The sequence below is a fragment of the Verrucomicrobiia bacterium genome (genome assembly GCA_019634635.1).
Taxonomy (GTDB): Bacteria; Verrucomicrobiota; Verrucomicrobiia; order Limisphaerales; family UBA9464; genus UBA9464.
In genome coordinates, this window is sequence record JAHCBB010000003.1 from 1 (window position 1) to 24898 (window position 24898).

The window sequence follows — 24898 nt, forward strand, 5'->3', positions numbered from 1 at the left end:
ACCTCAAGAGCATCATGCTCCTCGCAACCGCGGTTGCGGGGTTCGGATGGAACGGACCACACAGCGGTGTCGTGGCTGAAGGCGGGGCGGATTCTTCGCTGCCACTGCGCGACAGCGCGGGAACCAGCGATACCGCTGCGGAGCTTGTTGAGGCCCGGGAACCAATCTATCGGGGAGAGGCGATGGCGACGATCAGTCGGCGGATCGGAGCGTTGATGGATACCCCAGGCAAGGCCGTGGACACTGGGCTTCGGCTGGCGAAGGAACGGAAGTCAATTGCTGCGGGCGGGAAGTCCTCGGCGGCGGCGACGGGGACCCTGGAAGTAGTTCCCCACACGGTCAGCGGTGCCAGCCAGTGTTTTTGGAGCGGCGCCCACTTCCCGCTGGGTTACGAGTCCACGCGCGCCCTGGAAAGTGCGCTATGCCAAAGCGAGCTGCTCCAGGGCGCGCCGGTATGCGTTACGTCTGCGGCTGACGTGGCCATGAGCGGGCGACTAGGGACGCCCATGGCCAGCAGATCCGACCCAGTATCGATGCCCACCGCGAGTCGAGCCGATGCTCCGAGTCCCACTGGCTTGGCCCGCCTCAACGGGTTCGCCGAACGGCGGGGACCTGCCCTTCACCCGGAATTCTTCGGTGATATCTGTCCCGGCTCCTCGTTGGAATGCGACGTATGGCTCGTTCAAAGCCCATCGGATTGCGGCCCTGGCTTGAAAACCCTGCGATGGCTTGCGTCGGACGGCACCTGGGTCCCGACGCTGAGCATGTTCCGGCCCTGGGCAGGCGGCCGTGGCCGACGACCCGCGGAAGGCAGGAATGCGGGGAAAACGGTTAAACCGTCATCACCTAAACAATTTCTGTTGACGCTATTCCAAACCCAAACTTGAAATGCCTCTAGTTAATCCTTCACAACTCGTGCGTCCCACTGCCTCTCAATCCCCAGTTTTCACCCACGAATTCTGCTGAAGAGCCTTGCTATCAATCCTTGCGAAAGTAGATGCACCCTCGCTCAATACGCTTCCCATTGGCTGGGTGAGGGCTGTCTGCTCATTTTTACTGTGCGAACTTCCGCAAGAATTGATACGGGTCGCCCGTTCTAAAAAATGATCTCACCATGAAGCGCCTCCTATCACCCGTTGCGCCTGCCATTGCGGGAACCTTCCTCGCGTCCGCCGTCAGCCTGGTTTTCTCCGCCGTCGCGCAGTCCGACTTCTTCCGCTTCACTTTGGAGGACGGGGTCGCCCGCTTCTCCTTTGAGACCGATCCCACCGTGTATTACCTGCTCCAGGGAACCTTCCAACTGCCGGCGATGGAATCCCTCGCCATGACGCTGGGCAGCGATCCGGTCGCGTATGAGCTGGCCGCGACGAACAGCCATGCCTTCTTCCGCACGTTTGCCCTCAGCCTCTTCGGCCCGCGCGACTCTGATGCCGACGGGATGGATGACCTATGGGAACTCGGCCGTGGGCTTGACCCGCTGGATGCCACCGATGCCCTCCTGCCCAGCCCGAATGTTGCCGGTCTCACCAACCTCGAGGAGTACCGGCTGCGCTTCGGGCTCAGTTCGGCCAAGCCGCAGTATTACGGCCGCGAAATCAGCCTCTTCAACTACGGCGCGCCTTCGGCAATCTTGGAGGCCATCTCCCGCGAGTGGTCGGTCTTCAACACCGGCGCCGGGTTTGAGGCGTTGAGCCGCGAGGTCTCCATTTTCAATGGTGCGCGTCCTCCCACGGCCGGTTATCCGGCGGCCTATTCTCGGGAGCAGTCGCTCTTCAACTTCGGCACGCCGCTTTACGCACTGGAAGCCCTGGGTCGGGAACTGACCGTGTTCAATGGCGACCACCCCCCCACGGCGGGTTATCCCGCCACGTATTCGCGAGAAATCAGCTCCTTCAACCATGGCGTGCCCACGGCTTTCACGGAAGCCATTTCCCGCGAGTTCTCCGTTTTCAACGACCTGCCATGAGCATCCACTGCAGCCCGGCAGTAACTTCGTCCCGTTACCGTGGACGCGGCGGTCTTGGCGTTCGCGCCCCGGCTTCGGGGCTGGATGCAATCCGGCGCTCCGACGGGAGCACCGCTTTCAAAGCGACCCGCAGGCTTCGTCCTTTCCACCACCGCTCCTTTCTCCAGAACAACTCAGAACACCTCAATACTCATCTATACAGTCAGTTGACCATGAAATCCAAATATCTCCTCACCCTAGTCGCCGCTGGGTGCGCAGCGGCGCGCGCCCTCGCCCTGACCATCCCCAGTGATGGTTCGGATGGCGACTTCAACCCCACCGCCGACATCGTGGTGGATCTTTCGCTGGCCCCCGCGGGCGCGTGGGATGCGAGCAACACGGCCAACGCGGGCAAGGGCATCTACGACTCCAGCAAATGGGCCGTGGTCTTCAAACACGCCTCGGTCAACATTCCCTCGGGCGTGACCGTGACCTTCATCAACCACCCCACCCACGCGCCGGTCGTCTGGCTCGTGTCGGGGAATGTGACGATTGATGGCACCGTAAGTGTGAAAGGGGGTGACGGTCCTTTGGGCCAAGTAGACCAACTCACGCCAGCCGAACCTGGACCGGGAGGCTTCCGTGCAGGCGCGGCAGGCCCTGCGGGCAAAGGAAGGGGATATGGTCCAGGCGCTGACGCAAACTCAGACGGACCTGGTCGATACGGATTGGCCTACGGTAACCCACAAATTGTTCCGCTGATCGGCGGATCTGGAGCAGGTATCTATGGCGGTGGACTTCAGTGGTCAGGTGGGGCCGGCGGTGGAGCCATTCTGATTGCGTCCGCCGGCTCAATATCAATTCAGGGCATGATAAATGCGAACGGAGGTGACCCGCACCCAGGCAACACTGGCGGGAATTTAGGTGGGAGCGGTGGTGCGGTCCGACTAATCGCGGAGCAGGTTTCTGGGAATGGAGAAATACAGGCAATCAATCCCGGCGACCTATTTGGATTCGGCCGCATCCGCATTGAAACCCCGGTGTTGGCCCCTACCGTTCGCACCGCGCCAGAAACGGTTGCCGTGATTCCCGCCGCCATCCCCATTCTTTGGCCGGCGGACGACGCGCCCACGGTGCACGTGGTCAGCGTGGATGGCGTCGTGGCACCCGTTGATCCCACGGCTGCACTGGTCAGTTCCGCCGACGTGCAAATCCAGCAGAACGGCACCGTGCAGGTGCTCCTGGAAACCAAGAACTTCCCGCCCTCCGGCTTCGTGCAGCTCCGCACGGTTCAGAAATACGGTCCCGCTGCCTGGGTGACGGCCGCCCACAGCGAAGGCGACTTTGCCGCTTCCACCTGGATCGCGGACGTGACCTTCGCCCCCGGCTTCACCACCCTCCAGGCCCGCGCCACGGTCCCTTAAACTCGAATGCTGGCGCGGACGAGGTCGTCCGCGCCAGCGGTTGATCCATATTTCCGGGGGGCAATGGCGCCCCTGAGGGTCGGGTGGCCGGACCGGACATCGCCCTGGGGTTAGCGGTCGGAACCCTCGGATCGACTGGGGCGGGAGGCTCGGAGGTGGTGTAGCCGACTTTTGTTCCCGGACCTGGCGGCACGGGCGGACATCATTCATCTCGGCGGCCGGTCACCGGAACCCGGCTGCTTTCACAGCACCGGCGTGGGCGGCGCAGGGGTCCCCTGTTTGGCCTTGCTCCCGGGGGGGATTTCCGTGCCCTGTCGCTCACGTTCCGGGGCGTCGCGCGCGGCTCTTACCCCGGGTTTTCACCATTGCCCCATCCTTGCGAACGTGGCGGTTTGTTTCCTGTGGCACTGCCTGGCGCCCGAAGGCTTCGCCCTGGGCGTCTGGGGCCATGCCACCCCGTGTCGCGTGGCACGCACAGGATGGCCTCACATCAGGGGACGACAGGACCGTGTCCGAATGCGGTTACGTCAGTGAACGTCTATAAGTCGCGAACAGTTCGGCGCCCACGCGGCGGATATGGGCCAGGGTGAATCGGGGGGCTTCGGCCAGGGGGCCGATGCCCAGGCCGTCTGCCAGGGTGGGGGCTGCGCGGCCGCCCACGATCAGCGGGCACCACGTCAGGTGGATTTCGTCCACAAGGTCCGCCTCGAAGAATGCGGCGTTGAGTTCCCCGCCACCCTCGAGCACCAGCCGGCGCACGCCCCGCTCGCGCCAAAGCCGGTTCAGCACCTCTGAAAAGTTCAACGTGGAGCCCGCAGCCTGCCAGACCGCGTCGGCCAGGGGCCGCAACCGCCCGAGTCGGTCTTCCGGGACGTTGGCGGCGGTCAGGAGGAGGATCGGGGAGAAACGGTGCCGCCACAGGGCGGCGTTCGGGGAGAGGCTGGCGGAAGCGCTGGCCACGATCCGGAGCGGATGGGGTGCGAGACCGTTCCGAATTCGGGTGCGGCGGTAACGCTCGCCGCCATTGCCCATCGTGGCCTCCGACTCCTCGACGGTGCGCGCACCGCAGAGAATGGCGTCGGCGGTGGCTCGAAGCGCGTAAAGATGCGCCTCGTCCCGCGGGCTGCCGATCCGGATGACCCGTCGGTTGGCGGAGGCAATCTTGCCGTCGGCGCTCACGGCCATGTTGACGAAGACCAACGGACGTTTCAGGGGCCGGCGGCTCATATGGGTTTGGGGCGGGGCGGCGTGGGGATGGGCCGGGGGTGGGCTCAGGCGATGAACATGGCGTCGCCGTAGCTGTAGAACCGGTATCTCAGGCGGATGGCTTCCCGGTACGCGTCCAGGATCCGGATCCGGCCGCGGTCGGTTTCGCCCGGGGCGGCAAACGCACTGACGAGCATGAGCAGCGTGCTGCCTGGCAGGTGGAAGTTGGTGATCATGGCATCCACGGCCAGGAACGGCGCCGGGGGATGCAGGAAGATCCGGGTGCGGCCTGACGCCGCGCGTACGGGTCCGCCGTTGAGGCGCGCCAGGTGTTCGAGGACCCGCACGCAGGTGGTGCCCACCGCGATCACGCGCCCCCCGGTCTCGCGCGTGCGGCGCCACGCTTCAGCGGTTTCGGCGGACACGGTGAAACGCTCCTCGTGCATCACATGGTCGGCAATCCGCCCGGTCTTCACCGGCGCGAACGTGCCATGCCCGACGTGGAGCGTCAGTGGGGCGATGGTCACGCCCCGGCCGCGGATGCGGTCGAGCAGCGCCGGCGTGAAGTGCAGCCCTGCGGTTGGTGCCGCCACCGAGCCGTCGTGGCGCGCATAAACCGTCTGGTAACGCGTCCGATCCTCCGGGTCGTTGCCGGGACGGCCGCCGTGGAGATATGGGGGCAGGGGCACCTCGCCGTGGGTCTCCAGCGCGGCCCTGAGGTCCTCAACGCCCTCAAACCGGAGCCGGCACCAGCCTTCGGGGTTCTTGGCCTCCACGGTGGCCGCCAGCGGCGAGGGGGCACCGTCAGCGCTCCGGAAGCGGAGCCGGCTTCCGGGTCGGACGCGCTTCCCCGGCCGGAGCATCACCCACCAGTCCCCGGGGCCGTTCTCCTCGAGCAGCAGCACCTCGAACTTCCCGCCGCCCGGTTCCCGCTGCCCACGCAATCGCGCCGGGACAACACGGGAATCGTTGAGCACCAGCAGGTCGCCCGCCCGCAGCAACGCGGGCAGTTCGGCGAAGACCCGGTGCTGCAACGGACCGCCATCGCGGGGCAGCACCATCAGTCGCGACTGGTCCCGCTCCGGCGCGGGACGCCGCGCGATCAGGTCCGGCGGCAGTTCGAAATGGAAATCGCTGGTGAACACGGGAGGAGAGCAGCCGTTGGTGCGAATCCTGACGCGGGTCGGGGTGCCGGTGCGGGTCACGGACGCGTCCGCGGGTGCCGCCGCGGAGGATCGGACCGTGATGGGAACGTGGAACCGCAGTCCCAGGGAGGCGCGGCCGCGGGAAATGGCGATCCGCAAGTCATCGGGTGCCCGACAGTTCCAGCACGCGCGCAAATTCCGCTGCCGTCAACGGGGTCACGCTGAGGCGGGATTGGCGGAGCAGTGCCATGGAGCGGGTGATGGGATCCGCCTTGAGCTGGTCCAGCGGGACGGGGGTCGTGAGGGCCTTGACGGGAACGAGGTCCACGCAGGACCAGTCTTCTCCGGGAGCCGTCGGGTCCGGATACGCCCCGCGCTCGACCCGGGCGATGCCCACCACGGATTTCCCGGTGACGCTGTGGTAGTAGAGCACCGCATCCCCGCGGGCCATCGCCCGCAGATTGTTTCGGGCCTGGAAATTGCGGACGCCGGTCCAGGCGGTGCGACCCTCCGCGACGAATCGGGACCACGGATAGGCCGCGGGCTCCTGCTTCACCAGCCAGTACTGTTTCGCCATGCCTTGAGCGCTGCCGAAAACGGGCGGAAGGCCAAGCCGGAAGTTCGTTCCGCGGCCGGAATTCGGCGGACGGAAGGTCTGCGGACGGCCGCATTCGGGAGCGCCGCGGCCGGGGGCGTCATTCGCGGAACACGCTTTGGAGGATCACCCCTTTAATTTTCCACAGCAGGGTCATGGTGAGGGCGACCGGCAGCAGCAGCACCATGATCAGCAGCCAGGGTCGGGTGGATTCGAGGATCCAGCGCAACAGCACGGCCCACGAGGCAGTGGGGGGGTGGAGCCGCAGCGTGAGCCAGACGACGACGCCGGCGCCAAGCGCGAGCAGGAAGGTGGTGTTCAGGGTCGTGAAGAATCGCGTCTCCGCCCGCAGGGTTTCATCCGGAAGCATGGCGGCCAGTCGGCGCAGCGCGTCATTCAGGGACACCAGAAATGCCAGTCCGGCGAACACGAGGAGCACCATGCCGTTGGCGAAGAACCGTTCGTCGGGCGCGCGGCTCCACCAGACCGGCATCGGCGACAGGGCGAGAAGCATCAGGGCCAGGAGCAACGTCCGGTGCAGTGCCTGCCTCCAGACGCGCTCCCGGGGATGAAAATGCCGCAATTCGGACACACCGAGCACCAGGGAGGCGGCCGCCACAATGGTTGGGGCGAAGCCGAAATGCCGCCAGGCCATGTCGAGGGCGAGCGCGATGTCCGAGAGCAGGACCCCGGGCACCGCCCAAAACAGCACCAGAAGCCCGCGGACCACCCGGGCCAGTGTGGGGATGACAGGACCGCCCGGCGTGGTGCGGATGCCGATCAAGGGATGGACAGGTAGGTGTAGTCCTTGAGCCCGCGCTCGTACTCGTCGAGCAGGCGCATGCCCTCGTTGGGCTTGAGGCGGTCGGAGCGGATGGCGGCGTCCACCTGGGCCTTCATCTGCCGCTTCAGCTCGCCCTCATCGTATTGCACCGCGCGGAGCGACTCGATGATGGTGTTGCCCTCGATGACCTCCTCCACGTAGTAGCCTGCCGGCTCGTCGGGCTCGAGGAACACGTGGACCTCGTTCACGCGCCCGAACAGGTTGTGGAGATCGCCCATGATGTCCTGATAGGCCCCCATCAGGAAGAACCCGAGCGGGTACGGCTCCTGGGTCTCCGCCTGGTGGCGCAACTCGTGGAGCGGCAGCGTGTCGCGCACGTCCCGCAGGTCCACGAACTTGTTGACCTGACCGTCGGAGTCGCAGGTGATGTCCACCAGCGTGCCTTCGCAGGTGGGCCGTTCCTGGAGGCGGCTCACCGGCATGATGGGAAAGAGCTGGCCGAGCGCCCAATGGTCGAGCAGGGACTGGAAGACGCTGAAGTTGCAGAGGTACTGCTGGCCCAGGGAGTCCTCGAGCCGGCGGATTTCCTCCGGCACGTAGGCCTGACCCTTGAAGCTGGCCACGACCTGCTCACAGATCTCCCAGTACAACGATTCGATCTTCGCCTTGTCGGCCAGTTCGAGCACGCCAAGGGTGAACATCTGGTGGGCGTCCTCCTTGCGCTCCAGGGCGTCGTGAAACGCCTCGAGCTTGTTCCATCGGGCGAGGTTGTTCCGCATGTCGAGCAGCTCCCGGACGATCTGGTGCTCCTGGTCGCCGTAGGTGAAGTTCAGCGATGGGGGCGTCTTGTCTATGGCCCCGAACACCTCGACGATCAGGACGCTGTGGTGGGCGACGAGGGCGCGTCCGCTCTCGCTGACGATGTCCGGATGCGGCACCCCCTCCGCCTTGCAGACGTCGGCGGTGTAGTAGACGATGTCGTTGGTGTATTCCTGCAGCGAGTAGTTGGTGGAGCTGTCGAAGGCGCTGCGGGAGCCGTCGTAGTCCACCCCCAGGCCGCCTCCGACGTCCAGGTATGCGATCTGGAACCCCAGTTTCTGCAGTTTTGCGTAGAATCGCGCGGCCTCCTGGACCGCCTTCTTGACGGTGAGGATGTCCGGCACCTGGGAGCCGATGTGGAAATGGAGCAGGCGGAAGGCGCCGCAGAGGTTTTCCCGGCGCAGCAGGTCGGCGGCGGCCAGCAACTCGGAGGTGCTGAGTCCGAACTTGGCGTTTTCGCCCCCGCTCTCGGCCCACTTCCCGGCGCCCTTGCTGAGCAGTCGCGCCCGGATGCCGATCATCGGTTCGACGTTCATCTGGCGGGAGACGGCGATGATCTGGCGCAGTTCCTCCAGTTTCTCGACCACGAGGATCACGGACTTGCCGAGTTTGATGCCCTGGAGCGCCAGCTTGATGAACGCGGTGTCCTTGTAGCCGTTGCAGATGATCAGCGAGCCGGGCTGATCCTGAAGCGCCATGCCGGCGTACAGTTCCGGCTTGCTGCCCACTTCGAGGCCGAAGTGGTAGGGGCGGCCCGCCTCGAGGATCTCCTCCACCACCTCCCGGAGCTGGTTGACCTTGATCGGGAACACGCCCCGGTACACCCCCTTGTAGCCGAATTCCGCGATGCTGGCGCGGAAGGCTTCGTTGAGCGCCTGGACCCGGTGGCGGAGGATGTCCTGGAACCGGATCAGCAGCGGGAACTTCAGGCCCCGGGCCCTGGCCTCCTCGATGACGTCCACCAGATCCACCTCGACCCCGTTCTGGAGCGGTTTGGCCACGACGTGCCCCTCGTCGTTGATGTCGAAGTACCCGGCGCCCCAGCGATGGACGTTGTACAGGACGCGGGCGGACTCGATGGACCAGGTCTCGGGGGGAGATCCCGGGTCGGGGTGATCACTCATCGTTCTTGAGACGGACGCGCGCGACTATAGGAAGGCCCCGGGCGAATTCAACGCGCGCGTGCGTGACATTCGGAGGCGGGGTGCGGGCTCCCCACATCTGGCGAGGACGCGGCACTCGCGGAGGACGCGACCGGAGTGACAACGTGAGGGCCTGAAATCCACATCGGCCATGAAAACCACATGCCTCCCGCTCCTGCTCCTGCTCGTGTTGCCCTCCAGCGTCGCCACCCTGCCGGCGGCCGCGCTCGAAGTGTTTGCCGCCTGGGACTTCAACCAGGTCCCCGGAACCCCCGAGGATACGAATGCACCGCCGCCTTCGGTGGGCGTGGGTGCCGCCCGACCCCTTGGGGGCGTCGCGGCGGGACTGGCCGCCGGGGATCCCACCGGGAGCGGTGGGCGCGGCTGGAATCTCTCCCGATTTCCCGCGCAGGGAACCGGCCCGCTGACGGCCGGGGCCCGTTTCGCCGTGAGCACTGCCGGCTGGGAGTCGCTTCAGCTTTCCTTCCGGCACCGTTTCTCGGCCCGGGCCAGTGCCGCCGTGCAAGTCCGGGTCTCCGGGGACGGCGTGGCCTTTGTCCCCGCGCTGGCGTACACGGCGCCGGGAGCGGACCGGTGGCACCTGGTGACGGTGCCGCTGGATGCCATTCCGGTGGCGGCGGACACCGCCGGCTTCGTGGTGGAGATTGTCGCCGCCTTTGCCGCCGGCACCAACCGCTACGCCGCTGCCGGCCCGTCGAGCACCTACGCGACCTCCGGGACCTGGCGGTTTGATGACGTGGAACTGTCGGGACTTCGCACCTGGGATCCGCCCGGGGCGCCGCGGGTCGTGGTGCCGCCCACCGGTCAGTCTCTCGTCGTCGGCCAAGCGCTGCGACTTGGCGTGGGGATCTCCGGAGCGGAGCCGCTGGCGTATCAGTGGCAGTTCGACGGCGTTGATCTGCCCGGGGAGACCGGTCCAGTCCTGGAACGGGACGCCGCGGTGGCGTCCGATGCCGGCCGCTACCGGGTGGTGGTCTGGAACGGGCTCGGTGATGTAGTGAGCGACGAGGTGACGGTGTCGGTCGCCCCGCCGCCACCGCACTACGTGGTGATGGACTGTGGTGCCCTGCACGCGCGGGTGATCGGACCCGATTTTGCCTGGCCTGGCCTTGAGAAGCCGGTGCGGATCGAGGGCATCGTGACGACCCATGCCAGCCTGGCGACAGCGGAGCACCGGCTATTCTTCCTGCAGGACGCCACCGGGGGCGTGGCGGTCTGGTGGCGGGGCGCCGGTGCCGCTGGTGAGGCGTTGCCGGAGGCGGGATCCCGCGTCCGGGTGGTGGGGCCGGTCGTACAGACCGCAGGGATGCTTCGGGTGGCGCCCGAGGTGGGTAACGCGAGCCATTCCGTGACGGTGCTTGAAACGGGCCTGGCGCTCCCGGAACCGGTGGAGTTCGACTGGGATTGGGGTGAGGACCCGGTGCGACTGGAGGCGCTGGAAGGCCGGCGGGTCCGGGTGTCGGCGGTGACCCTGGATGTCCGCACACCGTTGTTTCCCGGGCGCGGCGCCAACCTCACGCTGACTTCCGTGGACACGCGCCGCACGGTGGTGCTGCGGGTCGAGGGCAATACCGCCGGTGCCTGGGTGGATCTGGCCGGACAGCCCAAGCCGGTGGGGGCCTTCACCGTCACGGGTGTCTGGGCGCAGAGCGACACTTCGCGACCGTACACCACCGGGTACCATCTGGTGCCGACACGGTTTGCCGACCTGATTCCGGATGGACGCCCGCCCGAGGTGGAATGGACGGTCCAGTTGGTGGACCTGCAGCGCCGGGGCGATGCGCAGACCAATGCGTTTTCCGAGCAGGTGCTGCGCCCGGGCGAGGGAATCCGGTTGCAGGCGACGTTTGTGGAGGATCAGGGAGCGGTGGCGCCGTCCGGGGAGGACCTGGTTCCGGAGGGAGCCGTGCTGGATTGGGGCACCCCCGAGGTTCTCGAGGATGGACGCCATCGCCTGAAGGCCGGTTTGCGGTGGACGGCGACGACGGCGCATGCGGGTCGCCTTCATCGGATTCGGATTGCGGCTGCGGGCCCGGGCGCCGTCCGACGGCTGAACGGGAGCGTGTATGTGCCGTCGGCAGCCGAGCAAGGGATCGTGATCACCGAATTCTTCGCCAATCCCCCGGTGCGGCCCGGGGCGGCCGGGTTCAATCCGCTTCATCGCGAGGAGTGGCCTCCCTCCGATGCGGCTCTCGCCGGGCGGATCGCCTCGTGGGACGAATTTGTCGAACTTGTCAACCTGGGGACCGTCCCCGTGGATCTGGGCGGCTGGACCCTTGCGGACGCCACCCGGACTCGGGCATGGATGGATCCCGGCGCCCCAACATCCCGGCTGCCCGCGGGCGCGGCGTTGGTCTGGTATGGGGGGCCTGTGGGTTCACATCCACCGCAGCTCCCGGTTGTGGCTGTTCCCGCGTTGCTTGCCGGATCCACCGGGTCCAGCGCCGACGGCCTGGGGCTCAACAACACCGGCGACACCCTGGTGCTGCGCAATGCGGCGGGGCATCTCATCGAGCGCATCGTGTACACGGCGCGACAGATTCCCGCGGCGGGATCGTTGGTCCGCTGGCCGATTCCGGAGGGCGACTGGGGCGCGCAATCAAACCTGGATGGCGGCCTGTTGGCGACCCCGGGGCTGCCGCCTGTTGGGGAGATTTGGGTTGCCGGGGGGGCGGTCCCAACCCTCGAACTGCGGGTTGACGTTGTGGATGGATTGCTCCGGCTCCAGTGGGCTTCGCACGAAGGGGCCGCGATTTGTGATCTCCATGCCGCAGCAAGTCCCGACGGACCCTGGGCCCGGCTTGCGGAGGGGTTGGAGGATTCAGAAATCACGTTGGAGCCCGGGGATGTCTCCCAGTTTTATCAAGTGCGTCTTCGGTGAACGCGCGAGGGCGGCGCAATGCCGGATCGGGCTTCTGCGCGACCCTGCCTCTTTCGATTGGTAGGGACGCGCTCCTGCGTGTCCGAAACTTCTCCCGTCGGGCGTGTGGAGTGACAGCGGGGATCGAGGGGAGGTCTTGGCGTCGGGTGCTTCCCGGCGTTCCCCGTCGCTGGCCCGCGAGCGCAGCGGAGTTGATCAGGGTCGCGGTGAAACACGCCCCTACCTCTGTCGATTGGTAGACCCGCTCCTCCACGTCCGAAACATATTCCGACGAGCGTGTGGAGTGACAGCGGGGATCGGGGGCAGCACTGGGGTGGTGGATCTTCCCGCGTTCCCGGTGGCGTTGTCCACGGGCGCCGGCGGCGTTGATCAGGGTTTCGGATGGAACGCGACCCTGCCCAATTGAGTGGGCGCGTCTTGCGGGTTTGGATGGGGTTCCTCAGGGTGTCGCCCGATGAGTTTGCTGCCCTTTGGAGATCTGCCTGTCCACACCCCGCGACGCTTTGTTCCGCCGGGGGTGGACCTGGGGGACTGGAGTGCCATTGAGCCGTTGTTTGATCGGCTGGAGGCCCGGGCCGCCGGGTGTCGGACCCTTCCGGAGTTCGAGCAATGGCTCCTGGACTGGGGGGAACTGGCCGCGGCGGTGGACGAGGAGGGGGCCCGTCGGTACATCGCCATGACCTGCCACACCGAGGATCCGGAGGCGGAGCGGGCCTACCTGAACTTCGTCGAGCACCTCGAGCCGGCGCTGAAGCCGCGGCGGTTCGCCCTGGCGCGCGCCTACCTGGCGCATCCGCAACGGGCATCGCTGCCCAAGGACCGCTACGGTGTGTTTGATCGCGACACCGCGCTGCTTGTGGAGCTTTATCGGGACGCCAACGTGCCGCTCGAGACCGCGGAGGCGCGGCTGGGGAACGATTACAACAAGCTGACCGGCTCGTTGACCGTCCAGTTCCGGGGTGAGGAGCGGACCCTGGTGGCGATGGGGCGCCATCAGGAGGAAACCGACCGGGCGCTGCGGGAGGAGGCATGGCGCGCGGTGGCGGACCGGCGGTTGCTGGAGCGGGGCCGGTTCGAGCAACTGTTCACCGATCTGGTGTCCCTGCGCGGGCAGATGGCGGCCAACGCCGGCTTTGCGAACTACCGCGACCATGCCTTCCGTCTCCGCGGGCGTTTCGACTACGGGCCGGCCGACTGCGAGCGGTTTCACGATGCGATCGAGGCCGAGATCATGCCGGTGGTGCGCGAGTTGCAGGCGCGGCGGCGCGAGCAGCTCGGTCTCGACACCTTGCGTCCCTGGGACCTGGCGGTGGACCCCTTGAGCCGGCCGCCATTGCGGCCGTTTGAGGATACCGGGCTCTTGGAGCGCGCGACCGAGGGCCTCCTTGGGCGGCTGGACCCGGACCTGGCGAAGGAGTTCCGGATCCTGCGCGACCTGCGGTTGCTGGATCTTGCGAATCGCAAGGGCAAGGCCCCCGGCGGCTATCAGAGCACCCTGTCGGAATCGCGCCTGCCCTTCATTTTCATGAATGCGGTGGGCCTCCAGCGTGACGTGGAGACCCTCCTGCACGAGGCGGGTCACGCCTTCCATGCCCTGGCGACCCGCGACGAGCCGCTGTACGCCTACCGCAGCGCCCCGATCGAGTTTTGCGAGGTGGCGTCCATGGCCATGGAGCTGCTGGGCGCGCCGCACCTGGACGTCTTTTATTCCGAGCCTGAAGCCCGCCGCGCGCGCCGGACCCACCTTGAAGGCGTCATTGGCTCCTTCCCCTGGATTGCCACGGTGGATGCCTTCCAGCACTGGGTGTACACCCACCCCGGGCATGGCCCGGACGATCGGGCGGCGGCCTGGACCCGCCTGATGGAGCGGTTTGGCGGTGATGTGGACTGGAGCGGACTCGAGGACGTCCGTGCCCACCTGTGGCATCGTCAGCTCCACGTCTTCCTGTATCCGTTCTACTACGTCGAGTACGGCATCGCCCAGCTCGGCGCCCTTCAGGTGTGGGCCAATGCGGCGGTGGATCGGTCCAAGGCGCTTGCCGATTACAAGGCGGCGCTGGCCTTGGGCGGGACGCGTCCGCTCCCTGAACTCTTTGCCCGTGCGGGTTGCCGGTTTGACTTCAGCCGCGAGACGCTGCGCCCGCTCACGGCGCGGGTGCGGCAGGAACTGGCAACACTGGATTGAACCGGATCGGTCCGGGGCTACTCTCGGGCACGCGATGCTTGCTGATCGGGGATACATGAGGGAGCCGTCCTGGCGGGGCGGGTGGTCGCTGACGGTGGTCTTGATCGTTGCCAATGTGGCGACGTTCGTCCTGCAGCTCGCCCTGGAGCGATTCGCCCCCGCGATTCCCTTCGAAGAGTACCTCGCCTTGAGCCTTCCGGGCATCCGGCATGGCTACTTGTGGCAGGTGCTGACGTTCCAGTTCCTGCACGGCGGGGTGCTGCATCTGCTGCTCAACTGCTGGGCGCTTTATGTCTTCGGCCGGGAACTGGAGGACTTCCTGGGCCGGGCGTCGTTTCTCAAGCTCTACCTGTTCAGCGGCGTGCTTGGCGGCGTGATCCAGCTGGCGTGCGCGTGGATTTCCCCCCGCTATTTCGGGGGTCTGTTGGTCGGCGCTTCTGCGGGCGTTTTTGGCCTGGTCGCCGCCTACGCGGCTCTCTTTCCCGAGCGGCAGCTCACGATCCTATTGTTCTTCATCCTCCCGGTGACCCTGCGGGCGAAGATGCTTCTTTTCTGGGGTGCGGTGCTTGCGGTGGTCGGTGCGCTGATGCCGGGCGGCAACGTCGCTCATGCGGCGCATCTTGGAGGCATGCTGGGCGGTCTGCTCTTCCTCAACGTCTCCGGCCGTTCGTCCGGCGACGGCCTGTCCGCGCTCTGGGCCCGCTTTCGGCCCCGCTGGAACCCTCCGTCCCGCCCCCCCGGTCCGGGGGATTCCTGGCAGCGCCTCGATCGGGGCGGTCCGGCAGGCCGTCCGGGGTCGCGTCCGCCCCCGGTGGGACCGGACCAGTTCATGGCCGAGGAGGTGGACCCGATCCTCGAAAAAATCGCCGCTCACGGCATCCACAGCCTGACCCAGCGCGAACGGGAGATCCTGGAAAAGGCCCGGGCCCGCATGGGCCGGAGGTAGGTGGTTCGGCGGCTTCGGGGGCACCTCCTTGGGCCGCCGGACCGATCCCGATCAGCGTCGGTCCGGCGTCGGTTCGCGGCATTTGGGCATTTGGGCTTTGAAATTCCGGCCCGGTCTCCGGAGTCTTTCGGGCACCACTTATGGACCGCCGTCAATTCCTGCTTCGCTCCGCCTCCGCCGCCCTGGTCGCCGCGTCGCCCGCTGTGGGACAAGCGGCCGAGGCGGCTGCCCCACGGTTGCTGGATCGCAACGGCGACCCAATTCCGCTGGGCATGGACAACTTTGCGGTCCGCGCCCTCGGCCTGAAGGGACGCGACCTGGTGGATTACGCGGCGGCGCTGCGTCTGGACACCCTGTTCATCACCGACCTGCCGGCCCTGGGCACTCTCGATCCCGGAGCCGTCGCCGCGCTTCGGAAGTACGCCGCGGACCAGGGACTGGCCCTGCTCCTGGGCTCCTGGAGCATCTGCCCGACCTCCAAGACGTTCAAAAACGACTGGGGCACCGCCGAGGAACATCTTGCGCTGGGGATCCGCCTTTCCCAAGCGGCCGGATCGCCCGCATTCCGCGTGGTGCTCGGCAGCCGTGAGGACCGTCGGACCCCCGGCGGGATTGAGGCCCGCATTGCGGACACGGTACGCGTTTTGAAGTCGCAGCGGAGCGTTGCCCTGGATCACGGGGTCAAGCTGGCGATTGAAAACCACGCGGGCGACATGACCGCGACCGAACTGGCGGGGCTGGTCGAAGCGGCCGGCCCCGACTATGTGGGCGTCAATCTGGACTCGGGCAATGCCCTGTGGACGCTTGAGGATCCGTTGGAGTCCCTGGAAATCCTGGGACGCTACACACTGACCACCAGCCTGCGCGATTCAGCGGTCTGGCAGACGGACAAGGGATGCAAGGTGCAGTGGACCGCCTTTGGTGAAGGTGGCTGCATTGATCAAAAGCGCTTCTTCGAACGGTTTGCCCAGTTGTGTCCGGGAGTGGCGGTCAATGTGGAGACCATCGGCGGGTTCGCGGCCGAGTTCCCCTATCTGGACCCCGAGTTTTGGACCGCCTTCCCGAAGAAGCCTGCGTCGGAGTTTGCCCGATTTCTTGCGATTGCCCGGCGGGGGCAACCGGTACCGCCGGACGGGCTGTCGGATCGCGAGCGGCAGGAGGGCGAGTTGCGGCGAAGCCTGGAGTACCTCCGGGATGTCATCGGTCTGGGTACGCGCTCGTGAAAGCGTCCCCGGCATCCGTAGGACCGCGAGGTGACGTGGGGGACGTGGCCGCTGATATCGCACTCGCAGTGGTGGAAGTTGAGGTGGCGCCAGGAGTGCATCTCCGTGTCCTGCACCGGGCGGTCCTTGCCGGAATCCGGGCGGGGAAGGCCGCTGCGCGACGGCAAATCCAGAGCGATATCCAAGCGCTGCCGTTCGGGGTCGAAACGCACGTCCATCACCTGCCAGGGCGTCCCCGCAACCCCAGGGCCGGAGCAAAAGCCACATTGGAATCCATGGCGCCGAAGGACACGGCGGGGGCACCGACCGCAGCGAATTACCCCCACGGCCTGGTTCTCACCCACACAAACCGCATCCATGGATTCGAAGCGCCGGCGACCCTGACCGATTCCGTCGCGCTTGTGGGCGAGTGCCGGGGAACGGAACGCACCTGAAATCCATTCCACCCCGGCTGGAGGGCCGGTGTACTTCTCCGAAGACGAGGGCTTGCGCTTTTTCAGATTGCGTTATCCGTGAAGCCGTCCCACGGAAGTCAAAGAATCCGGCGCGAGAGCTTTGGTGGTCGGTGATTTGAATGGGGCCGGCGCCACGCCAGCCCTCCCGGTCCGTCCTCAAATGATGCGATGCCAATTCAGGCATGGATGAAACAGCGTTGAGAATGCGCGAACCGTTTCCGGGTCCTGGACGGCGGCGTCCCGAGCATGGGGTCCACCGGGATCCGGAGCATTCAACCATCGTCTTCCTCACCGTATGCACGAAACACCGGGCGCGGTGGCTTGCCTGCCCGGCCGTCCAGAATGCCCTGCTGGACTGCTGGTCAGGTTCCAGCGCCTGGCAGGTGGGTGACTACCTGCTGATGCCCGATCATCTTCACCCCTTCTGTTCACCGGGGGACCCGTGCATCGAATTGCCCCAGTGGGTTGCCTGGTGGAAGCGTCGGTTCAGTTGCCTGCACATCAGGGGAGCCGGACGATGGCAGCGGGATTTCTGGGACACGCGACTTCGACGCTGGGAACACTACGATCAGAAATGGTGGTACATCCGGGAGAACCCGGTTCGGGCCGGGCTTGTTGCCACGGCGGACGAGTGGCGTTTCCAGGGCGGGTTTCACGCCCTGCGTTGGCGATTGATGCCAAGGGATCGGGTCCGTGACCACGACGGTACAGGTTGCCGCACGGTGACCCACCAGTTGGGGGCGCGGAACTGATTTTGGGGACCGCGACATGCTGTCCCTCCCGCAGATCCCATCCGATCCGTTCGGGTTTGCCAGATGGCCCGTCCCGGATCAGTCCGTGACCTCCTCGGTCAACGGCGCAGTGCGGGCACGCCCCCGCCAGCGTCCGATCTCCGGCACCAGCAGCAGCGTTGCGAGCACAATGAGCGCGGCGCAGAAATAGCCGAGCACGGACAGCGGGAACCGCTGAATCCACTGGAAGGCGACCAGCGGCGCAACGACACCGCGGACCCCCGTGAGAAAGGTGTGCACGCTCATGTAGTCGGCGATCCGTTCCGGCGGGGCGAATTTGGTGACCCACAGGCCCCAGGCCACGTCGCCGCCAGCGTTGGAGATTCCGTAGATGACGGCGCCGGTCACGAGGCCCGCGGTGCTGTCGCTGGTGAAGAACGCGAGGATGCCGGCGGCAAAGCCAATGTTCAGCGCGATCCGCAGGGCGAAAAAATTGATCCGGTCGAACAGCCAGCCCCAGACCGGGTTCATCACGAGGCGGGCCAGGTTGGGGATCACACCCGTCAGCACGGCGATGGTGGCGGCGGACTTGGCGAGACCGTAGGCGGGATTGCCCAGGTACTCGATGCGCATGGGCAACATCATGAGATTCGCGAACCCCATGAACATCCACACGATGAGTGTCTGGCGGAACAACCGGTCGTCACGCACGAACCGGAGCGCGTGCAGCGGGTGCGAGCCTGCGGACCGGGGCAGGGGGCCGGACGGAATCCGCCGGACCGCCCATGCGGAGACGAGGAAGGCCGCGGCGAAGGCCAGGAGGAGCATCGGGAATCCGTCCGGACGCCAGTCAAGGAAGCGTCCGCCCGTCCACGAAAACAGCAGCGCGGCTCCGATCCGGAGCATGAAGGACCGCGCGTAGAGGCGGCCACGGTCGCTTTCCGGGTAGTTGTCGTGGTACACCTGCGTCATCAGCGGGATCACCGCTGAGCTCATGGTCATGGCCACCATGCCGGCGGGCACGAAGATCCCGAGGGTTGGGAAAGCGGCTGCGAGTGCGCATGCCGCCGCCCCGACCAGAAAGAGGCGCGCCACGCCGCTCGTCGCGTTCCATCCGCAGGCGGTCACCAGCAGCACGGCCACCGGGGAGACCAGGAGGCCGACGCTGCCTCCAGCCGCCACCAGCGCCTTGCCGGTGGCGCCTGCGGCGAGATTTTTGACCGCGATCAGCAGCAGAAACGTGTTCGCCGCGGACTCCAGGACACCGGCGCAAACCATGCGACCGCAGTCCTGCCGGAAGGTGATACGGGCGCGGTCGGCGGGCGACACGTCGCCGAGCATGGAACGAGTTCCGCGCCATGTCATGGTTCATTGGCGGTGTCCCCCTGACCGTCGGATGGCGCGGCGAGGGTCCTTGGTTCCAATCCTGGTCGGGAACCTCCTGGTAAACCCAAACGCCCGTGGATCGCCTGGGTTCGGTAGTGGTGTGTTTCACCGCGCCCCATTTCAAGTTCGCTGCGTCGGGGAACGTGGGAATCACTCGCCCGTTGGAACTTTCCCCGTTCTCTGCATCGCACCACCCGCGCCCAGCGGCAGCAGTTACGGACACGGCGGAACGCGTCGCCACCAGTGGCTGCGACCACTGACCTGTCCCTTTGTCACCCGGTTGGAAGGCGCAAAGGGACAGGTCATCTGCGACGCACAGAGGGACAGGTCAATGGCGCCCATTTCCGGCCATTTGGCCATCCCACTTGCCGGCGGGGTGGGCGACACGTTCTGCTGAACGCCATGCAGCAGGCGGTGACGGAGTTGGTCGTCTCCACCCGGGGACGCGGCCTTCATGAGATCACGGACCGGGTGTCCGATTGGGTGAGCCGCTCCGGCATCGCCACCGGGCTTTGCACCCTGTTTCTCCGGCATACTTCCGCATCACTGCTGATCCAGGAGAACGCCGATCCGGACGTGCAACGCGATCTCGACGCTTTTTTCGCCTCCCTCGTTCCCGATGGCCACCGCGGGTTCATCCATACGGCCGAAGGTCCCGACGACATGCCGGCACACGTGCGGACAGCCCTCACTTCGGTCCAGGTCAGCATCCCGGTGACCGGAGGGGCGCTGGCCTTGGGCACCTGGCAGGGGCTCTACGTCTGGGAACATCGTCGGGATTCTCATCGTCGGCGTGTCGTTCTGCACCTGATTGGCGAACCCACCGCAGCCTGAGCCCCGGACCGGACTCGGCCCCGTGCGGCGGAGGGAAGACCCTGACTGATGGGTGAGACTTCCGATGAATGTACGCGCCACCGGGAGTTGGGCCGGTGGGGACTCCACACGCGTACGCGGACCGTCCCCCCATTGGAAGGGGGGGCGGAGTCCCACCAGCGGGTGAGGTCGGTGGGGCGAGGCTCCTGCCGAGCCGTGCGTGCAACTGCAAGCCGGGCTTGAGGGGACTCCACACGCCGGCTCCGCGGAGCGTCCCCACCGGGATGGACGAGTTGGTGGGAAGGGGGTTGCCTCGGGGCAACTCCGGCTTTGCGCCTCGGGGAGTTCGTTGTTTGACTGACGTCCTCAGGATGAACCGACGCACCTTCCTTCTCCTTGCGGCCGTGGCCGCCGCCGCCGGCTGCTCCAGCAGGGAAAAGCGGGTTCCCTACATCCGCGTCGAGGACTACCAGACCTACCAGTCCGGCGATCCCGAGATCCGCATCGCCTGTGTCGGCGACAGCATCACCTATGGCGCCACCATTCCTGACCGCGAAAAGGCGTGTTACCCGGAACAACTCGCCAAACTGCTTGGTCCCCGGTTCACCGTGCGCAATTTCGGGGTGAACGGGGCGACGGCCTCGCGGGATGGGGATCTCCCGTGGGTCGGCACCCCGGCCTTCCAGGAGCTGGAGGCATTTCGACCCGAGGTGGTGATCCTCATGCTCGGTACCAACGATACCAAGCCCCAGAACTGGAAGGGCCGCGAGGCGTTCCTGAGCGAGTACCGCTCCTTGATCGCCACCCTGCGTGCCGTCAAATCACGACCCAAGATCTGGGCCGCGTTTCCGCCTCCGGTGTACAAGGATGAGTGGGGCATCAATGCGGAGACGCTGGACGAGGTGATCGAGGCCACCGAGGTGGCCTGCGACCGGGACCGCGTGCCGGTCATTGACATCAACGACGCGCTCTCAGGGCACGCCGCGATGTTTCCCGACGGCGTCCATCCCAACGCCGTCGGGGCTGAGTTGATCGCGACCACGGTGTACCAGGCGGTGCGTCCCTGAATCGTGGATTGCCCGTGGCGCGGACGCGGTGATCAGGCGATGAGGTCCCGGACCACCTGGCCGTGGACGTCGGTCAGGCGGAAGTCGCGGCCCTGGAAGCGGAAGGTCAGCCGTTCGTGATCGAGGCCCAGCAGGTGCAGCAGCGTGGCGTGGAGGTCGTGAACGTGGACGCGGTCGCGGACCGCGTTGAATCCCAGTTCGTCGGTTTCCCCGACCACGTGACCCGCCTTCACCCCGCCGCCGGCGAGCCATACGGTGAAGGCGTCAATGTGATGATTGCGCCCGGTCTTCTCCCGGTTTTCCCCCATGGGCGTGCGACCGAACTCTCCGCCCCAGAGGACCAGGGTCTCATCCAGAAGCCCGTGAGCCTTGAGGTCCTTCACCAGGGCCGCACCGCCCTGGTCCACCTCACGGCAAACCTTCTCGAAGTCGTCCTCCAGATTTTCGCCGGGACCGCCGTGACTGTCCCAGTTGGTGTGATACAGCTGAACAAACCGCACCCCCCGTTCGACCAGCCGCCGCGCCAGCAGGCAGTTGCGGGCAAAGGACGGGCGATCGCGGGACACGCCGTACAACGCCAACGTGGCCGCGGACTCCCGGTCCAGGCTCATCGCCTCCGGGGCGGCCGTCTGCATGCGGTAGGCCATCTCATAGGCCGCGATTCGGGTGGCAATCTCGGGATCTCCGGTGTCCACGAGATGACGGAGGTTGAGGTCCTGGACGGCGTCGAGAACGCGCCGCTGCCGCACGGGGCCGTACGCCTCCGGGGTGGCGAGGTTCAGGATCGGCTCGCCCTGGCTGCGGAGCGGAACGCCCTGAAAAGCGGTGGGCAGGAAACCGCTGCCCCAGTTGACCGCGCCGCCCCGGGGTCCGCGGGGTCCGCTCTGGAGCACGACGAACCCCGGCAGGTTGTCCGCCGCGCTGCCCAGACCGTAGGTGACCCAGGAACCCAGGCTGGGTCGCCCGAACTGCGCCGATCCGCTGTTCATGAACAGCTTGGCCGGTGCGTGGTTGAACACGTCGGTGGCGCAGGAGCGGACGAAGGTGACGTCGTCCACGATCGAGGCCGTGTGCGGGAACAGTTCGCTCACCCACATCCCGGATTGCCCGTGCTGACGGAACGGCCGCCGCGTGCCGAGCAGGGTGCTGCGGTCCTTGAACGAACTGTCCATGAATGCGAAGCGCTTGCCCTCCAGATAGGAGTCGGGGATGGATTGCCCGTTGAGCGCGACGAGGCGGGGCTTGTAGTCGAAGAGCTCCAGCTGGGAGGGGCCACCCGCCATGAAGAGGTAAATGACATTGCGCGTCCGCGGCGGATGGTGGGCGGGACGGAGCGCCAGGGGATGGGGGGCCGCGGCGCCGAGCCGTCCGGGCGAGAGCAGCGAGGCCAGCGCGACGGATCCCAGGCCGAGGCCGCAGCGGCTGAAAAAGTGGCGGCGGGTGCCCGCCAAAAGCCGCTCCTGTTTCGCCGGCGTGTCCTGAGCGTTCATTCGCGTGTGATGGTTTCGTCGAGGTTGAGGAGGACGCGTGACACCGTGATCCACGCGGTGCGTTCGTCACCCTCCCGGCATTCCTCGTTGAGCAGGGCGGCGAGCCGCCCGCGTTCGGCGGGGGTCGGCGATCGTCCGAGCGTCCAGCGCCAGGCATCATTGAGGCGACGATGCGGCGGTGATTCTCGAAGGATCCGGTCGGCCAGCCCTTGGGCAAATTCGAGAAACGCGGCGTCATTGAGCAGGGTCAGCGCCTGCAGCGGCGTGTTCGACCGCAGGCGCCGGGTGCATGCGCTGAAGGCGTCGGGAGCGTCGAAGACCGTGAGCGCCGGATGGGGCGTTGCCCGCCAGCGGAAGGTGTACAGGCCGCGACGGAAACGGTCACTCCCCTCGCTCGGTTTCCATTCCCGCCGGGACTGCCCCAAGGCCATCACGCCGTCGGGCTGGGGTGGGAACACCGGCGGTCCACCGATTCGGGGGTCCAGCAATCCGCTGGAGGCGAGGGCCACGTCGCGCACGCCCTCCGCCTCCAGTCGCAGGCGGCTCTGGCGTCCCACGAGGCGGTTCAACGGATCCGGGGAGTCGTCCGCAGGGCCCACCGCGGACGTCTGCCGGTAGGTGGCGGAGGTGACGATCAACCGGTGCAGGTGTTTCAGGCTCCACGGCGCCGGATGTCCGGCATCCCCGTCGCCCGAAAGCTCGGTGGCCAGCCAGTCGAGAAGCTCCGGATGCGTGGGCGGAATGCCCTGGGTGCCGAAATCATTCTCCGTCTCCACGAGGCCGCGTCCGAAGTAGTGCTGCCACATCCGGTTGACCATCACCCGGGCCGTCAGGGGGTGTCCTGGCGCCGTCAGCCACCGCGCCAGATCGAGGCGGTCGGGGCGCCGGACGTCCGCCCCTGTTGCGGGAGGCATCGGAGGAAGAACCGCAGGGAGCCCGGGGTCCACCGGCGCGCCGGGACGGGTGAAGTCCCCTTTGATGAAGACCACGGATTGGCGCGGATCGGGGCGCTCCTGCAGCACCAGGGTCGCCGGGAGGACGGGGGCGGCCCGGCGCGCCGCGCGCAAACGCTCGTGGAGGGCGGCGTACTCCGCGTCGGTCGCCAGAAATCCCTTCAGCGCGATCTCCCGCTGGGCTGGAGTCCGGTGCTCCGGCAGCAGCCCGAGCACATTTCGAACCTCTAGGGGCAGGGCATCCCGGGAGGCCTGCGTCAGGTCCGACTCCCAGTCCGCAAATCCCGCCGACACGATCGCCGCCCGGGCCTCCAGGGCCTCCTGCAACTGGTGGGTGGCGGCCGTGACCGCATCGCGGGCGGCGAACGCCTCGGGCAGGCCCGTCTCCAGCGCTGTTTCCTCCTGGTCATTGAAGAAGGCGTAGAGCGCAAAGTACTCGCGCTGGCTGATCGGATCGAATTTGTGATCGTGGCACTGGGCGCACGCGAGGGTCAGCCCAAGGAGCACGGAGCCGGTCGTATTGACGCGATCGAGCACGGCCTCGATGCGGAACTGCTCGGGATCAATGCCGCCCTCTTCGTTGAACTGGGTGTTGCGGTGAAAACCGGTGGCCACACGTTGGGACGGCGTCGCGCCGGTGCGCAGGTCGCCGGCGAGCTGGTCCGTGACGAACTCATCGTACGGCTGGTCCCGGTTGAGCGCGGCGACCACCCAGTCGCGCCACGGCCACAGCGTTCGCGGCGCATCAATGCTGTAGCCGTTGGAATCGGCGTATCGGGCGGCGTCCAGCCAGTGCCGGCCCCAGCGCTCCCCGTGGTGTGGGGAGGCGAGCAGACGGTCCACGGCGCGTTCATAGGCGTCGGGACGCGGATCCGACAGGACGGCGTCCAGGGCCTCCGCGGAGGGCGGCACGCCGGTAAGGTCGAGGGCGACCCGGCGGAGCAGGGTGGCTCGCGGGGCCTCGGGTGAGGGGGCGATGCCGGCGGCTTCGAGGCGCTCGAGGATGAAGCGATCCACTGGATTCCGGACCCATGAGGCGTCAAGGACGGTCGGCGGTTTCGGGCGTTGGGGCGGTACAAAGGCCCAGTGGATGTGAACTCCGGGCCGCTCGTCCGGGGGGGCTTCCGCCCCGGCGTCAATCCAGGCCCGGAACTGTTCCACGAGGGCGGTGTCGAGCGGTGGTTTGCGATACGGCATCGCCGCCACCTCGGGGTGTGCGTCGGTGAGCACCTGGAACAGGAGGCTGCCGGTGGCGTCTCCGGGCACAAAAGCCGGGCCGTGCGTGCCACCGCTGCGGGCGGCCGCCGCGGTGTCGAGGCGCAGTTCCGACTTCGGCTGGTGGGCGCCGTGGCAGGAGACGCAGTGCGCAGTCAGCACCGGTTTGATGTCGCGGAGATACTCCACCGCGCCGAGGGCCGCCGGGGGCCACGCGGCGGCAGTGAGCAGCAGGCAGCGCAGCGGAGACATCAGGGATCAGTCTATCCCGGAGGAGGCTATTCCACGAGCGCGATTTGCTTTCGTCTTGGAAACGCCGCAGCAACCCCAGGGGACGTTCCAATCCGGGACGTGCCGGCACAGACGCTGACGGGAGGCGTGGGCACGGACCAGGCGACGCTGTCCTTCGCCAGCCCGGAGAGCGGGCTGGTCGAAGGCATACAGGTGAGCGGTCCGGGACTCTAAAGCGCTC

At 66.8% G+C, this 24898-nt stretch carries 17 protein-coding genes; 9 read left to right on the forward strand and 8 right to left on the reverse strand.

The window, feature by feature from the left end:
• Positions 1 to 1114: 1114 nt before the first annotated feature.
• Both KF791_02645 and KF791_02650 read left to right on the forward strand, forming a co-directional pair.
• Positions 1115 to 1966: a hypothetical protein gene (locus KF791_02645; protein MBX3731474.1), complete on the forward strand. Its 852-nt coding sequence runs from the start codon at positions 1115 to 1117 to the stop codon at positions 1964 to 1966.
• Positions 1963 to 3369 (forward strand): hypothetical protein, encoded by a 1407-nt coding sequence (locus KF791_02650; protein ID MBX3731475.1) that lies wholly within the window; start codon positions 1963 to 1965, stop codon positions 3367 to 3369. Before KF791_02645 ends, KF791_02650 begins: the two co-directional genes overlap by 4 nt.
• A gap of 522 nt (positions 3370 to 3891) precedes the next feature.
• On the opposite strand, the gene KF791_02655 is transcribed toward KF791_02650, so the two are convergent.
• From KF791_02655 to speA, 5 genes are all read right to left on the reverse strand, one after another.
• Positions 3892 to 4596, reverse strand: coding sequence for a RibD family protein (locus KF791_02655; GenBank protein ID MBX3731476.1), 705 nt, complete (start codon positions 4594 to 4596; stop codon positions 3892 to 3894).
• A 44-nt stretch (positions 4597 to 4640) separates the two neighbouring features.
• Positions 4641 to 5720 (reverse strand): tRNA preQ1(34) S-adenosylmethionine ribosyltransferase-isomerase QueA, encoded by a 1080-nt coding sequence (queA, locus tag KF791_02660; GenBank protein ID MBX3731477.1) that lies wholly within the window; start codon positions 5718 to 5720, stop codon positions 4641 to 4643.
• Between the two features lie 160 nt (positions 5721 to 5880).
• Entirely contained in the window at positions 5881 to 6297 is a 417-nt protein-coding gene (locus KF791_02665; protein ID MBX3731478.1) for an EVE domain-containing protein, read from the reverse strand.
• A 118-nt stretch (positions 6298 to 6415) separates the two neighbouring features.
• Entirely contained in the window at positions 6416 to 7099 is a 684-nt protein-coding gene (locus KF791_02670) for a hypothetical protein (protein ID MBX3731479.1), read from the reverse strand.
• The gene (gene speA, locus KF791_02675) at positions 7096 to 9042 is read right to left on the reverse strand and encodes a biosynthetic arginine decarboxylase (GenBank protein ID MBX3731480.1); all 1947 of its coding nucleotides are present in this window, start codon (positions 9040 to 9042) and stop codon (positions 7096 to 7098) included. Before speA ends, KF791_02670 begins: the two co-directional genes overlap by 4 nt.
• Positions 9043 to 9211: 169 nt before the next feature.
• Between speA and KF791_02680 the strand changes: the two genes are divergently transcribed.
• The 5 genes from KF791_02680 to KF791_02700 all read left to right on the forward strand — a co-directional run bounded on the left by KF791_02680 (position 9212) and on the right by KF791_02700 (position 17523).
• Positions 9212 to 11962 carry a lamin tail domain-containing protein gene (locus KF791_02680; GenBank protein ID MBX3731481.1) on the forward strand — a complete coding sequence of 917 codons (2751 nt, stop codon included), beginning with the start codon at positions 9212 to 9214 and terminating at the stop codon, positions 11960 to 11962.
• A 454-nt stretch (positions 11963 to 12416) separates the two neighbouring features.
• Positions 12417 to 14147: a M3 family oligoendopeptidase gene (locus tag KF791_02685; GenBank protein MBX3731482.1), complete on the forward strand. Its 1731-nt coding sequence runs from the start codon at positions 12417 to 12419 to the stop codon at positions 14145 to 14147.
• Positions 14148 to 14202: 55 nt separating this feature from the next.
• Positions 14203 to 15093, forward strand: a complete 891-nt coding sequence (locus KF791_02690; GenBank protein ID MBX3731483.1) for a rhomboid family intramembrane serine protease — start codon at positions 14203 to 14205, stop codon at positions 15091 to 15093.
• A gap of 140 nt (positions 15094 to 15233) precedes the next feature.
• The gene (locus KF791_02695; GenBank protein ID MBX3731484.1) at positions 15234 to 16316 is read left to right on the forward strand and encodes a TIM barrel protein; all 1083 of its coding nucleotides are present in this window, start codon (positions 15234 to 15236) and stop codon (positions 16314 to 16316) included.
• Positions 16317 to 16974: 658 nt separating this feature from the next.
• Positions 16975 to 17523 (forward strand): hypothetical protein, encoded by a 549-nt coding sequence (locus KF791_02700; protein ID MBX3731485.1) that lies wholly within the window; start codon positions 16975 to 16977, stop codon positions 17521 to 17523.
• Between the two features lie 78 nt (positions 17524 to 17601).
• Here KF791_02700 and KF791_02705 read toward each other — a convergent pair whose 3' ends face one another.
• Complete coding sequence (locus KF791_02705) at positions 17602 to 18843, reverse strand: MFS transporter (protein ID MBX3731486.1); 1242 nt, start codon at positions 18841 to 18843, stop codon at positions 17602 to 17604.
• Positions 18844 to 19290: 447 nt separating this feature from the next.
• Here KF791_02705 and KF791_02710 point away from each other — a divergent pair, with 447 nt between their 5' ends.
• A complete protein-coding gene (locus KF791_02710) occupies positions 19291 to 19722 on the forward strand; it encodes a secondary thiamine-phosphate synthase enzyme YjbQ (GenBank protein MBX3731487.1) in 432 nt (143 codons plus the stop codon).
• Between the two features lie 350 nt (positions 19723 to 20072).
• Positions 20073 to 20768: a hypothetical protein gene (locus tag KF791_02715; protein ID MBX3731488.1), complete on the forward strand. Its 696-nt coding sequence runs from the start codon at positions 20073 to 20075 to the stop codon at positions 20766 to 20768.
• 32 nt (positions 20769 to 20800) lie between these two features.
• Here KF791_02715 and KF791_02720 read toward each other — a convergent pair whose 3' ends face one another.
• Entirely contained in the window at positions 20801 to 22258 is a 1458-nt protein-coding gene (locus KF791_02720) for a DUF1501 domain-containing protein (protein MBX3731489.1), read from the reverse strand.
• The gene (locus tag KF791_02725) at positions 22255 to 24678 is read right to left on the reverse strand and encodes a PSD1 domain-containing protein (protein ID MBX3731490.1); all 2424 of its coding nucleotides are present in this window, start codon (positions 24676 to 24678) and stop codon (positions 22255 to 22257) included. The genes KF791_02720 and KF791_02725 overlap by 4 nt, the downstream gene beginning before the upstream one ends.
• Positions 24679 to 24898: the final 220 nt, after the last annotated feature.